The following is a 14,119-nucleotide window of genomic DNA, read 5'->3' as shown; positions in this document are numbered from 1 at the left end:
CCACCAAATTTGTAAACTTTTTCTTTCTATCATCACCCTATTACCCAGGCCTTTCATCATAGATAATAGTCGTATAATACAAGAACAAATGGATTTAACTGCTTCTTTTTGATGTTTCTGAATCACTGGATTGTTATATGATTCTAACGTTTATTTCTAATAACTTTGTCCAATCCTTTTCCATCCCAGCCCATTGACTGATTATTGGAGAGATATGCTGTCTATTAAAAAACAGAAGACCTAACAAAGCCAGCTTCCTGGATAGAAGCTGGCTTTTTCTTTTACCTATTATTCTGTAATAAACGAGCCATAAGCGTGGCGAATTCAGCTCGGTTGATTTCTTTCTTCGGTCGGAATGTACCATCCGGGAATCCTGTGACGAGGTCGTTGGATACTAGGGTAGAAATGGGTTCATAAGACCATGTTCCCTCTTGGACATCCGTAAACTCATTCTCCTTATCCCCTGTTAGCTGATAAGCACGGACAACCAAGCTCGCCATCTCTTCACGCGATAAAGCTCTGTTCGGTTTGAATGTCCCGTCATCATAACCTAGAAAGATTCCCGCTTCTTCCATCGCTCCAATATATTTCGCCGCCCAATGGTCGGGGCTGACGTCAGGAAAGTGCGACTCTTTCAGTGGTAAATCCATCTCTTTGGCGATCATGACCGAAGCAGAGGCTCGAGTAATCGAATCTTTGAAACCAAAGTTCCCATTCGGGTAGCCGACCATCAATTTTTCTTCTACTAGATAATTGATGAAGGATTCTGCCCATGTCCCTTTCACATCCGGGAACGTTTGAGCTGCCGGCCCATATTCACGATCCGGGGTCGTTACATTCAGTTTGTATGATTTTGATGACCAATGATTGTAATATTCAAAGATCTGCAAGCGATATTCTCCTGCTTCTGCTGAAAATGTGTACGATTCCTGTTCACCTTTTCCATTATCATCAATAATCGTATGGTCTCCGTCTTCGTTCACAAGTACTCCCACCAGGTCCATGTGGTCATCCAATTGATCCATGTTGATCGTCGTTTCTCCGTCTCCTTTAACTTCGAAAGTGTACCAGTCTGCGTCTCCTGGTTTCCCAATTCGGTTACTTACGCCTGTGCTTGTCATCTGATAGGCATCTCCATACGTGTCCGCTGCATCTGCACTTGAGTCATAGGGCTGACTATTGATTGATAGAGATGCATCTGGGATACCGAATCCCTCATATAAGTTCCAAGTCACTCCCGTAAATGTCTTCGCCGTATTCTGCATGGCCCATTCAATTTCCGAAGGATTCCAGGAAGGATGATGACCTTTCACTAAACTTGCCACTCCCGCCACAAGAGGAGATGAAAAAGAAGTCCCATCATTATAGGCATAGCCTCCTTTGTAATGGGTACTGACTAAGTTCTGACCCGGAGCTGTAAGATCGATCCAGTCTCCATAATTGGAAAAGCTTGTCGGGCGGTCCATCTCATCTGTTGCTGCAACACTGATGACCGGTCGATAAGAAGCTGGATACGCAGGTTTGGAAGAGTCATCATTGGAGGCAGCAGCTACCAATACAATTCCCTTTCTATAGGCTTCATAGAGAGCCTCCCGCTCACTGTCCATCTTTTGATAACTGGAGTAGCTCATGTTGATCACATCCACACCTTGATCGATCGCATAATAAATCGCATCCAAACTTGCGGAGAAACTGACATTCCCTTCCTTTCCGGCCACTTTCAACGGAAGGACCTTGGCTGAAGGATTCACACCGACGATTCCTTGATTGTTTGCATTCGCTGTAATCAGTCCAGCAATATGGGTGCCATGGCCATGATCATCAGAGGAATCTTGTGTATCATCTAAAAAGTTATAACCAGGGAGGATCTTCCCCTTCAAATCGGGGTGATCAGCGTTCACTCCTGTATCCAGGACAGCGATCACCGTGTCATGGGAACCGCGCATCCCCCAAACCTCACTCATATTTAAAGGGTTGAACTGCCATTGTTCCTCGAAATAAGGATCTTGAGGTCCAGCGGTCGATGTCCGGATATAGTTCGGCTCCACCCTTTGTAGATCTGCTTCCCTTTTCAGCTTTTGCAGGACATCCTGATAATTTTGTGATTCCGGCACTTGAAGGACATGATAGTTTCGCTTGCTCAGCGCCTCTGATACATCCAGTGGCTTTAAGTTATATGTATGTATAACGTGTTGAACGGAGGTTTTACTTCCTTTCACTACTATACTACGTTGGTCTATTTGTGAAAGATCTACTCTCAATGAACTTTTTTGGTATTGTTCCTTTTCATAGGTTTCCTGGATGTTCTGAAAATCTGAAGATGCATACACCTTAGAATGAATGAAGACACCCGACAAAGTTAACGCAAAACAAGTCATTAGTACTAACAACAGGGGTCTTTTTCTCATGAGAGTTCCTCCTACTATTCTATCGATTGTAATTTAATTGTAACATAAATGGAAATTTATAAGATTTATGTTACAAAAGTTGTCAATCTTTTACTTTTTATTTACATAAACACTCTATAATGTTAATTTCCTAGTATTAGAGATCTTAAACATAGAAAGAGGAGGCGACTTGGATGAAGTACTTAACAACATGGATCATCATGCTCACCCTTTTGTTAGCAGGACAGTGGAATATGGTGAGCGCGGAAGAAATCTTTGATGATTTAGACCAGACCCCTTGGGCGAAAGAAGAAATCTTGTACTTGAATGAAGAAGGAATCATTAACGGCTACGGAAATGGCCTGTTCGGCCCGAGGGATATGATTACACGTCAGCAGGCAGCCATGATGCTCGTGAATGACTTGTATCCGAATGAGAACCCTCAATCCCAACCGGGTTTCAGTGATCTGGATAAGGATAGCATTTATTATGAGGCCATTGCCATTGCTGCAGAAAAAGGGCTGGTCAGTGGTTACCCGGATGGTACATTCAGAGGTTCGGCACCAATTACCCGCGCCGAAGCTTCTTATATGATTGACCAAGCTTATGACGTTCAAGGAAAAGGAAACACAACGACATTTAATGATTTGGACTATCACTGGGCGAAAGAATCGATTGAAGAATTAGCTTCCCTCCAAATCATCAATGGTTATCGGGATGGTTCTTTCCAACCGCAAAAATCCATCATTCGTGCTGAGTTTTCTGTTATTCTTGCCTTTACTATTAATGAGGATTTGCGACCAGACCCTGAAATGACCGCTCATTTTATCGATGTTGGTCAAGGTGACAGCACCCTCATCGAAACACCCTCTGGAAAAACGATTTTGATCGATGGTGGCAGGAAATCTGCCGGCGAAGAAGTCGTGGATTACTTATCAAACGCTGGAATCGACACGATTGATTTACTTGTCGCCACACACCCGGATGCCGACCATATCGGTGGATTGATCGATGTTATGGAAAACATCGAAGTAAATAAAGTCCTGGATAGCGGAAAGACGCATACCACGGATACTTATTTTGAATACCTGGACATTATTGAAAGAAAAGATATCCCGCTTGAAATAGCGGAAGAGGGAAACCGTTTGGATTTCTCACAACTGGACATTAAAATCCTTAATTCTGAAAATACATCGAGTGATAACAATGAGTCATCGATTGTATTGAAGGCCTCTTATGAAGAGATTGATTTCTTATTCACAGGGGATGCGACGGTGGAAAACGAACAGACGATGAGCCGTCTCTATGATGTCGAAGCAGAAATTCTCAAGGTCGGCCACCATGGAGCTGACACTTCAACTTCAAATGAATTTGTCCATTATGTAGACCCGCAAGTCGGAATTTTATCTTATGGGGACAATCATTATGGCCACCCTGAATCCGAAGTAACCAATCGCTTATGGGATTACGGAACAGACCTTTATTCCACCTGTGACACAGGTGACATTACAGTCACTACAAATGGATCGACTTACGATGTTGAAGGTTCTCCTTTTGATGGAAGCGATGAATGCACGACGGAAGACAATGATGGTGATTCAGGATCTGGTGGTGGAAATGGGTCCGATGATGGAGAGGTCTCCTATCCGATCAATGTAAATACAGCCGGTTATGAATTGCTTCAGGAAATAACCGGCGTCGGTCCGACAATTGCACAAAATATTATCGATTACCGGAAGGCTAACGGTCCATTTGAGACGTACAGTGAACTGTTAAATGTCAGCTATATTGGAGAAGTAACATTGGAAGAAATGCGACCAGAAATAACACTGGGGTGATTGGATGCCAACATATACAATCGATCGGTTTGAAGGTACCAAGGCGGTCTTACTGTTAAAAGGAAACGAAACTACAGAAAAACTGGTAGATCGAAGCGTATTACCTAAGTCCGCTAAAGAAGGAGATCTGATAGAGACATCTGACAACGATGACTACCGGATCCTTCATAAAGAAACCGAAAAACGCAGACAACAGGCCAAAGCAAAACTAGAAGCCCTCAAAAACCGCCCCAACTCCAAGTGAGGATGAAATGTAAAATATTGCCACACCAGGTCATCCAATATATGGATGACCTGGTGTGGCATTTTATTCCATGTGTTCGCATAAAAAAACGCAGGAGAGATGATCTCCTGCGTTTCTTGTTTTTTATTCGTCTTCTGATGCTACGTCTACAATACGATCTTCAATGACTGGTGTTACCTCTCCTAGTTCAGCAACATAGTCACGGAAGTTTTCCCAGTCTGATGAACCCAGGTCTGTTACGCGTCCTTCTTCATAGGCGTTAGCAAAGACATCATAACCGTCTCCACCTTTAGCTGTGAATGCGTTTGTTGCAACCGTATAAGTCGCAGACTCATCTAGCGCAACCCATTCTCCATCAACATTCAGTTCAACAGATTGTACACGTTCACCAACAGCCATGGAGCTATCGTACGTATAGTTCAATCCAGAAACTTGCAGGAATCCACCAGATTCTTTAGGGGCATTGCTCACACTGTGCTCTAATGCTTCCATAATCTCAGCGCCGGAAAGCTCCATCGTTGCAAGTGTATTACCAAATGGCATAACCGTCAGGATCTCACCAATCGTGATTGGTCCTTTGTCGATCGCTTCACGAATTCCGCCACTGTTTTGGAAGGCCGCAACTGTATCCGGGTTGTACTCTTTTGCTTTATCAAGCATTCCATCGGTGATGAGGTTACCCAGTCCCGTTTCACTGTTACGAACACTGATTTCGTCCCCATCTTCCAGACGTGGATTCGGGAAGGCTTCTGTAGCAACTGCTCCACTCTCTTCGTCACGGATATCCTCGATCTTGGACGTGTATTTTTCAAGAGCAGCAGCCGCTTCAGCGTTTGCTTCTTTTTCACTAACATCAATCAAATCGCCCGCGTATCCGACGACGACACCTTCATCATCGAATTCTACATCCAATGTACCCAGGTAGTCTCCATATTGTCCGGCTTGAACGATGACGGTAGGATCTTTAGGATCTCCATTCTCATCAGTTGTCACTTCCACTGGTTCTGAAAGCTTCGAATGACTGTGTCCTCCGACAATTACATCAATTCCATCCACTTCGGCTAACAACTGATCATTGTCATAGTTCGGGTTATCATCGTACCCAATGTGTGTCAGAGCTACAATCTTATCAACACCCAGGGCTTCCAGTGCTTTCACTCGCTCTTCAGCTGTATCAATATAGTTATCAAAAGTAATGGCTTCAGGGCTTGAGATATCGGCCGTTTCTTCTGTCGTCAATCCGAAGAAACCAACTTCTTCCCCATCTACTTCTTTAATGACACTATTATAGATTTCACCATCGGCAGGCTTCTTGCTGATGTAGCTGTTATAAAGTCCTTTCATGTTCTCATCCTGAGAGAAGTTCACATTCGAACTTACAAAAGGAAAATCCGCCTTTTCGACAAACTCAGCCAGAGCTTTATGACCATTCTCACTTGAGCCAAGATCGAATTCGTGGTTTCCAAGAGTCATCATATCGTAACCCATCATGTTCATGAATTCTAAATCTGCCTGACCTTTGAATTCATTGAAGTATAACGTTCCAGAGAAGACATCCCCAGCATCAAGAAGTAGAGTATCCGGATTTTCTGCTCTTACTTCATTCACGGCTGTCACACGTTTAGCGACTTCATCCAAATGACCATGGGTATCATTGGTGTGCATTAAAGAGAGTTCAAAATGCTCATCACCAAGTGTTGTTCCATACTCATAATCTGTATTCGCAAGCAACCAGGCGAAGTCCCCTCGGCGGACATCATCCTTCGGCCCGAATTTCGTTTCACTTTGACCGCTTACGAGATCAAGATTGTAAAGAGTCGCAATGGCATCTTCATACCAGGCACCTTCCTGGACATCTTCAAATGGATGCTCGCTTGCATCACTCTCAAGACCATAGGCTTCTACAATCAATTGAGCAAATTCACCGCGAGTCATTTCTTTTTTCGGTTGGAAAGTTCCGTCTTCCATACCGCTGATGTACCCAGCCTCATGCAAGGCATTGATAGCTGGAGCATACCAATCTTTTTCATATATATCTGAGAAAGTAGAACCTTCTCCTGTTTCCATATCTAAGTCAAGAATTCTGGCCATCATGACCGCTGCTTCCGCACGGGTTACAGAAGAATATAATTGAAAGGTTCCGTCTTCATAACCGGTTACAACTCCAGCTTCTGCTAACGCATGAATCACATCATGGTAGGGATGATCGGAAGGGACGTCTGGAAATACATCTTCTGCAGATACACTTGTACCTGGGGCTACAGCTGATGCAACTAGCGCGGCACTCACTGAGGATAGGAATAAAGCACTTTTCTTATTAACTTTCTTCATTAAAATGACTCCTCCTTGAATATATAATCTGGCGGACTTCGGTCCCATTCTATGTAACTTAATAAGGGACAAATACCCCCATACATTTCTATCTTACAAGAATTTTCTATCATTTCCCACACAATTTTCATAACTTTAAAGATTTTCAAACGATTCCTTTACAAAATTTTGTACTTTCAAAGAATCATTAAAAAACCCTGCAGAGAATATCCTCTGCAGGGTTGATTAGCTAGATTAAATTAGCGAGATGTAGAAGTTAGAGAGAAATTGATGTTATCAAGATCTGTATCTTCTACGGATACCTCTTGGTCACCTACATAAGTACCGTCAGCGAAGACAGCTACTTCGTAGTTACCGTTTGGTACGTCTAGGGAATAAGATCCTTCAACAGTCATGGAATAATCTACAACGTACCCATTTTCATCGATAGCAGCTACTACAACATCAGTTGTGCTATCAACGCCTGCAACTGAACCAGTTACATTAAATAGAAGATCGTTAGTTGAGTTTTGAATAGTGATACGCTCATAAACTGTTTCATTCTTCCCTACTTCTAAACCAAAGCTCGTATCTTCATACACATCATCGTCACCAAGGACAGTTACTTCATAAGTACCCGCTGATAGTTCAGCTGGTGTAATGAAGCTTCCATCTTTAGGGTTTTCCACAGTGTAATCATCAGAGCTATTAAGAGGATCGTCCCACTTATCAGTCACTGATACAGTTACATCTTCACCATCTACTTTGTTACCTAGAGTATCAACCAAAGTAAGGTTTGCAATCGCTTGAGAACCACCTTCTACAGCAAAGTTTAACGTTTGCTCACCTTTGTTGGCAGTAATTGTATCCGTAACAGTTTCAAAGAATCCAGGTCCACGGACGACGAATGTGTAAGAGCCTTCTTCAAGGTTCTCATCATCACCAATGACATACGTCCCTTTATTTGTTTCGCCATTGAATTCAACTTCATCTACTGTAACTAAATTGTTACCTTGATAAACGAAAACTTCACCTTCAACTTCTTCGTTTTCAAGATCCCCATCGTAACGTACATACCCTTCTACAGTAACTTCAGGATCCGCTTTGATTCCGAAATCAGCTGGAGATTGGCCTGTGAATTCTACAACCTCAAATTCTTCTGAAGTGTTAGATTCAAAGCCTGGCGCAGATACTTTGATCATGTATTTACCAGGTTCAACACTATCGAAGAACGGGGAATTCATTGGATCCATTGTATCTTCATTACTATTATCGTATTTATCAAGTTCAGAGTAAGTAACTGAATCAACCGTTTCACCGTCTGCATTTACAAGTTCTGCTGTGACAGGTACTTCAGTGCCTTCAGAAAGGTCAAGTGCATTTCCATCGTTGTCTAGCAATTCTACATTTGCAGAAGCCGTTCCTGCTGGGTCAACTTCTAGAGATGGAGAAGTTGTCTTGCCTTTAACAACGCTAACAGTTTCAGAAACTGGCTCTAGGATGTAATCGCCGCTCACTTCAAACTTGTAATCAGTAGTTTCTGCTGTATCAAAATTATAAGAAGCTACTAGAGCATTGCTATCCTTTTTATATTCTAATTTACCATCATTTAGTGTATCAACTAACACTTCCACTCCGTTAACCTCTTTGTAAACGTTAAGGCTTCCAGCGAATGTTTCACCCATAGAATCAGAAGGGAAGCTAGTGAATGTGCTTGTAGCTTGTACTTCTTGCGCTTCTTCTAAAGAAACAGAAGAGGCAGTATTGTTTCCTTCAGTAACTTCAACCGCTACAATTTCTGTAGCAGCATTAGCGTCATTGATGCGTAAGAAATAAGTTCCTGTTGGAAGAGTCACTACATCTTGACCAAATGCTTTTACTAGATTGACATCTGCTTTGTATTTTCCATTTTCTTCTTCTGAGTCTAGATTTAAATCATCTAGAGATGCAAGAATTGTAGAACCATCTACATCAAGAAGTTCAACAGAACCATTTTGAGTGTTCCACTCTCCAGCTAGCTTCATAGATTCAATCTCTTCAACAGGTGTGAACTCTGTTCCTACAGTTGTAAGAGCTTCATCATCACTTGAAGTGAATTCCGTTGTAGTTTCGTGGTAAACATCATCAAGATTGCTGCTTGATAGATCTTTAGAAACGACAACACGGTATTCACTATCTGTGCTGATTTCGTTCATACGCTTGTTTAAAGCATTGTCAAACTCTAGCGCTGCACGCTCGTCGCTAGCAGAAGCTTCACTGTTATAGAAGCCGTATTTACCATCAGCTTTTGTAGTAACAGTATCAAGTGTCAACCATTCGTCACCATTCTTCTCTTGAAGAGTCACCATAGCACCTTTAACAGACTCACCAGTCTTGTCATCAACAATGTTACCTTCAATTGCCAACTCATCTAGATCTACAAGCTCGAGTGAAATGTTCTCTGCTGTTTTATGGTTACGAGTAACATTTACTTCTTCCGTCTTTGTGAAGTAACCTTCTTTACTCACTTCAATTTCTACCAACCCTGGAGTTGCCGGGATAGAGTAGTAGCCATTTTTATCTGCGACAACCTCTTCGTCACCAACCTTAACTGTTGCAAATGGATTCACGAAACCTTGAATAGCTGTATCCGCTTCAACATCAGGATCGTCTCCATCGTCACCAGGGTTATCTGGTGCGTCAAAGTCAACGGTTACTGTGTACATTTCACCTTTGTATTCAACAGTTACTTCGTTTTCACCGTCAACAAGTACTTCATCAAGATCGTACTCCATTGTTTCACCGTCAGAGAACGTTACAGAAATTGTATCTTCATCGATAACTGTCGCGCTGGAAACTGTTACTTCTGGAGCTTCCTCATCGAATAGGCTGCCGAATTCTTTCTCAACGTTGTAAAGCAACCATGCAAAGTGGTCACGACGCATGTCTTCCATCGGGCTGAACTCTGTTCCTTCTTCGTTCGTACCAGAGATTAGACCGTGTGCGTATAGAGTTTCGATTGCTTCTGTGTACCAAGCATCTCCATCCACATCTTCGAAAGTAGTATCCGCAGATTTTTGTGGAATGTCATAAGCATTAACTAGAAGTACAGCAATTTGAGCACGGTTGATGTTATCAAGTGGACCGAATGTTCCATCTGGATAACCGTTGATATCACCGGAAGCTACAAGTGCGTTTACGTACTCTGCATACCAAGCTTCTTGATCAACGTCAGGGAAGTCAGCCGCTGCAACGTCCGTATCAAGTTTAAGCGCTTTTGTAAGCATAACTGCTGCTTGACCACGGTTGATGCTTGCCGTTGGGTGGAATTCACCATCTGGGTAACCATTGATGACACCTTCAGCTACTAGTGCATTGATCGCTTCGTTGAACTGGTAACCGTCCGGAAGGTCAGGGAAATTTGAATCCGTGCTTGCAGAGACTGCAACTGGTGCTACAGCTGAAGCTACCATAGCAGCCGTCAATGATGTAGCAAACAATTTACGTTGTGACTTAGATTTGTAAGACATGTAAATAATTCCTCCTTGAATATACTATAAAATAATACTGATCCCAGAGACTCATAGATCGTGGATGCCATCATGAGTCTTTATGTATACAAATCTCCAAGATAAGTAATAAAACTACAACAAATTCCTGATGACACAAGTCTTAGTATATTTCACTTATACTGGAAGGTCAACCATTTTACCTAATAAATTGGAAGAAAATAATTTTAGTAGATTCCATTTCCAATTACAAAATCATTACATAGGTATACAACACGAAGTAGGGTATTCCTTCCAAAAGCGCCAATAATTTTACAGAAATTTGGCGTTTACATAGAAAATATCGACAGATTGTCTGAGATCTTTAACATTTTACTGGTATTTTTTCAAAAAAATAGCGCCACCGATTTTATGATCGGTGACGCTATTTCAATTTTATCCCTCTATTATTTCATTTCTATTACTTTATAAAGCATGTAAACGACCTCGGATCGTGAGATATTTTCCATAGGTCTATAGGTCCCGTCAGGGTATCCATTAACAATTTCTGAGTCTTTTAGAGTGGTTACGCTGTCGTAATAATAATTGTCTTTTGAAATGTCCGGGAAAGATTCTGATTCCTTATCCCCCTCTATATTGAAAGCATAATGGATAAGAATAGCCACATCTCCACGCGTGACCGAATCTTTCGGCCTAAAGGTGCCATCAGGATATCCGTTAACAAATCCAGATTCAACCGCTGAGTCTATATATCCTGATCCAAAAGTTTCTTTCGGGACATCTGAAAACTGTGTTTCTCTCTGTTCATTGTCTAAATCGAGGATTCTACCGATTATGGAAACTACTTCTTCCCTCGTAATCTCTTTTTGTGGCATAAAAGAAGCATCTCTATATCCACTGATCCAATTGTTTTGAGCCATCAATTCAAGAGCTTCACTGTACCAACGGGTTCTTTCAAAATCAGAAAAAGGTGTGGTAGGAGCCTGGATCATTCCGTGCCCATAAATATTATCCTTGCCCTTCACTCCAAGGTCCAAACTGTTATTGATTGCAAGATTCAGCAACTCGTCTTTATTGAACTCAGGGAACATTTCTTTGTATAAGGTCAAAACGCCTGTGACGTGTGGGGCGGCCATCGAAGATCCACTCAGCATTTCATAACCACTCTGATTATCCTCCGTCGTGATATAGGTGCTCTTTATATTCATCCCGGGGGCTGTAAAATCAAGCGATGGCCCTCCATAGGTATAGCCCGAATCTGATTGGTCCTCTTCTACCGCCCCGACGCTTACGATTCCTGGATACCTGGCTGGATAAAGAACATCCGTCACCTCATCGTATGTACATACATCTTTATTTCCGGAGGCAGCCACTACAATGATCCCTGCATCCTTCGCATCTTTCAAGGCTTGTCTCGTTAAGTCAGAAGGAGTGCAAGCCGTCAAACTTAAATTGACAATATCCATTTCTTCTTCTATGGCCCATTCAATCCCGGCAAGTACTGAGCTGACAAGGCCATTACCATCCTGGTCCAATACTTTCACCGCATATAGTTGTGCTTCAGGGGCTATACCTATCGTTCCTTCATCGTTATCTAACGCTCCGATAATGCCCGCCACATGGGTGCCGTGCCCATTATCATCCACAAATGTCTCGTCTTCCACAAAACTCGCTCCACCCGTAACCTTTAAATCTGGATGATTTGTGTTAATCCCTGTGTCAATGACAGCCACTTTTACTCCTTCACCCGTCAGACCGAGGTTTTCAGATTTTTGTGTACCTACACTTGTGTACCCCCATCCTTCTTGCTGGACGCTTACTTTTACCCGCTGGTCTTCTTCGATCGAAGTAACGGCCTCCGCGTTTTCCAATAGTGGCAGATCGGATTCACTTACGGTCACAGCAGCCGCTCCTAACCGTTCATAATGATGATGAATCGTATGAGGGATTTCGTCCAAGAAGGTCATCCCTTCATCCTTTTCATATGTAAGAATCACTCTCTTTGGATCCTCTGTCTCGGATGATGCAGCGACAAGGGTTGGCGTTACAACTACTACCAGAAAAGCAACCAAACAAACTTTTACCCATTCTTTCATTTAAGGACCTCCTATGAATATAATCTATGAAGTTAAAAAAAAGAGAGCGGAACAAAATCCCGCTCTTCATTTATCAATCTCTCCAATTGTAATAATCAATGATCCCTAAAGCAATAGCTTGAGCTGCTTCTTCACGATAATGTTGAGTTTTAAGTTTTCTTGCATCATTATCATTCGTAAGGAAGCCGATTTCTGTCAGAACCGATGGTAGAGTGGTAGCTTTGATCACTCGATACCCTGCATTTTTAACTCCACGATTGTTCATATCCATCGCTTTGTACAAACGGTCATTGATGAATTTCGCCAGATGGTAGCTTTTTCTTTCACGATCGGTCATGCCGGCCGCATAGTAGAACGTTTCGACCCCATTCGCACTGCTCATGAATGCATTGGCATGGACACTGACAAAAGCGTCCGCTTTCCCTTTCTGGGCAATGGCTACTCGTCCATCAAGAGACGGATACCAGTCACTTTGACGTGTCATTACTACGTTAATCCCAGAGTCTTTCAGGTAATCGCGTACCATCAAAGAAACATCCAAAACGACTTCTTTTTCTACTAAGCCATTTGCTGATGCACCTGGATCTTTGCCTCCATGACCTGGATCAATGGCTACCGTTCGAGGTGCTGCCTCCCCCGGCTTAGCGACAAGGTAATAGGTGTGGACATAACCTTTTAGTTCCCCGTGAGAAACAAAAGCCCAGTCCCCTTCAAGTTTATGAACTTTCACAGCATTTCCAGTCGTTAATTTTCCAACGATATCGTAATCAATACTTGGACCTTGACGAACATTCAAGGAATCGGCCGTGACAATTCTCTCATCGATGACCTCAAGGGTTTCATCTTTTGGCACTTCCGGTTCTTGAGGCTCCACAGGCTTATCTTCGGATGGCTCCTGAACAACGTACTCCCCATTTTCACTGATGGCCTTAGCCACTAAAATGGAGAACTCTTCTCTAGTCAGCTTATTATAAGGTTTGAATGTTCCATCCGGATAGCCGACAGAAATTCCCGCAGATGCGATGGAATTGATCGCTTCATAGTAAAGGCTGTCATTCGCTACATCAGGAAAAGATTTCTTCGTCTCGCCTTTAATATCAAAAGCACGGGAGATGATAATGGCCATTTGAGCTCTCGTTACCGTTTCATTCGGGCGGAAGCTTCCATCGGAATGACCTGTAATGATCCCTTTTTCTGTCGCAGAAGCTATGTAACCTGAAGCATACATACTAGAGGTGACATCCGGGAAAGTCGTTGCTTGTTTGGTGTTGTCTAAATTTAAAGCACGACCGATCATTGCTGTAGCTTCTTGTCTGGAAACAGGATTTTTCGGTTTGAATGTACCATCTGTATAACCAAAGATAATCTCTTTTTCGATTAATAGATTAATGTTCTCTTTAGACCGATCCGGTATATCACTCAATTCCTCAGCAGACACCTCTTGAATCGGATGGAAAATGACCAGGGACAAAACAGAAAGGGCAAACAGCAGACTTCCAATTTTCTTCAGCATAGTAATTCTCATGCTCCTTCTAAACCGTATTTTAGATTGTCCATAATCTTCGCGTTCACATTGACATTTGTAAAACTGACTTACCGGCCTCCCTTGTAGGTTCCTGTGCTATTTTGTAATTTTATGTAAATGAAACCAATATTTTGTCACTTAATATATCGTTCACTATACCAAGGATTTTCATCATACGAAAGTCTCATTTTATTAATTTTTGTAGTTTTTTAGATTTAATTCTCATAAAAA

At 42.3% G+C, this 14,119-nt stretch carries 7 protein-coding genes; 2 read left to right on the top strand and 5 right to left on the bottom strand.

Going from position 1 to position 14,119, the window contains the following annotated elements; all coding sequences use genetic code 11:
* Window positions 1-281: 281 nt before the first annotated feature.
* Window positions 282-2,408 (bottom strand): S8 family peptidase, encoded by a 2,127-nt coding sequence (locus ACQ4XT_RS08330; RefSeq protein ID WP_446853273.1) that lies wholly within the window; start codon window positions 2,406-2,408, stop codon window positions 282-284.
* A 173-nt stretch (window positions 2,409-2,581) separates the two neighbouring features.
* On the opposite strand from ACQ4XT_RS08330, the gene ACQ4XT_RS08325 reads away from it, so the two are divergent.
* Complete coding sequence (locus ACQ4XT_RS08325; protein ID WP_446853272.1) at window positions 2,582-4,225, top strand: S-layer homology domain-containing protein; 1,644 nt, start codon at window positions 2,582-2,584, stop codon at window positions 4,223-4,225.
* Window positions 4,226-4,229: 4 nt separating this feature from the next.
* The gene (locus ACQ4XT_RS08320) at window positions 4,230-4,469 is read left to right on the top strand and encodes a DUF3006 domain-containing protein (RefSeq protein ID WP_446853271.1); all 240 of its coding nucleotides are present in this window, start codon (window positions 4,230-4,232) and stop codon (window positions 4,467-4,469) included.
* A gap of 123 nt (window positions 4,470-4,592) precedes the next feature.
* On the opposite strand, the gene ACQ4XT_RS08315 is transcribed toward ACQ4XT_RS08320, so the two are convergent.
* The 4 genes from ACQ4XT_RS08315 to ACQ4XT_RS08300 all read right to left on the bottom strand — a co-directional run bounded on the left by ACQ4XT_RS08315 (window position 4,593) and on the right by ACQ4XT_RS08300 (window position 13,888).
* Entirely contained in the window at window positions 4,593-6,800 is a 2,208-nt protein-coding gene (locus ACQ4XT_RS08315; protein WP_446853270.1) for a 5'-nucleotidase C-terminal domain-containing protein, read from the bottom strand.
* A gap of 239 nt (window positions 6,801-7,039) precedes the next feature.
* A complete protein-coding gene (locus ACQ4XT_RS08310) occupies window positions 7,040-10,288 on the bottom strand; it encodes an S-layer homology domain-containing protein (RefSeq protein ID WP_446853269.1) in 3,249 nt (1,082 codons plus the stop codon).
* 425 nt (window positions 10,289-10,713) lie between these two features.
* The gene (locus ACQ4XT_RS08305) at window positions 10,714-12,363 is read right to left on the bottom strand and encodes a S8 family peptidase (protein ID WP_446853268.1); all 1,650 of its coding nucleotides are present in this window, start codon (window positions 12,361-12,363) and stop codon (window positions 10,714-10,716) included.
* A 73-nt stretch (window positions 12,364-12,436) separates the two neighbouring features.
* Window positions 12,437-13,888, bottom strand: coding sequence for an N-acetylmuramoyl-L-alanine amidase (locus ACQ4XT_RS08300; RefSeq protein WP_446853267.1), 1,452 nt, complete (start codon window positions 13,886-13,888; stop codon window positions 12,437-12,439).
* Between the last annotated feature and the right edge of the window lie 231 nt (window positions 13,889-14,119).

Source organism: Halobacillus sp. 12SKB (assembly GCF_052941655.1).
The sequence above is the reverse complement of the archived record's forward strand: the minus strand, read 5'-3'. Positions and strand labels throughout refer to the sequence as shown.

Coding starts and splice junctions, on each gene's coding strand:
- ACQ4XT_RS08330 (WP_446853273.1), bottom strand. CDS start 2,408: ATGAGAAAAAGACCCCTGTTGTTAGTACTAATGACTTGTTTTGCGTTA.
- ACQ4XT_RS08325 (WP_446853272.1), top strand. CDS start 2,582: ATGAAGTACTTAACAACATGGATCATCATGCTCACCCTTTTGTTAGCA.
- ACQ4XT_RS08320 (WP_446853271.1), top strand. CDS start 4,230: ATGCCAACATATACAATCGATCGGTTTGAAGGTACCAAGGCGGTCTTA.
- ACQ4XT_RS08315 (WP_446853270.1), bottom strand. CDS start 6,800: ATGAAGAAAGTTAATAAGAAAAGTGCTTTATTCCTATCCTCAGTGAGT.
- ACQ4XT_RS08310 (WP_446853269.1), bottom strand. CDS start 10,288: ATGTCTTACAAATCTAAGTCACAACGTAAATTGTTTGCTACATCATTG.
- ACQ4XT_RS08305 (WP_446853268.1), bottom strand. CDS start 12,363: ATGAAAGAATGGGTAAAAGTTTGTTTGGTTGCTTTTCTGGTAGTAGTT.
- ACQ4XT_RS08300 (WP_446853267.1), bottom strand. CDS start 13,888: ATGAGAATTACTATGCTGAAGAAAATTGGAAGTCTGCTGTTTGCCCTT.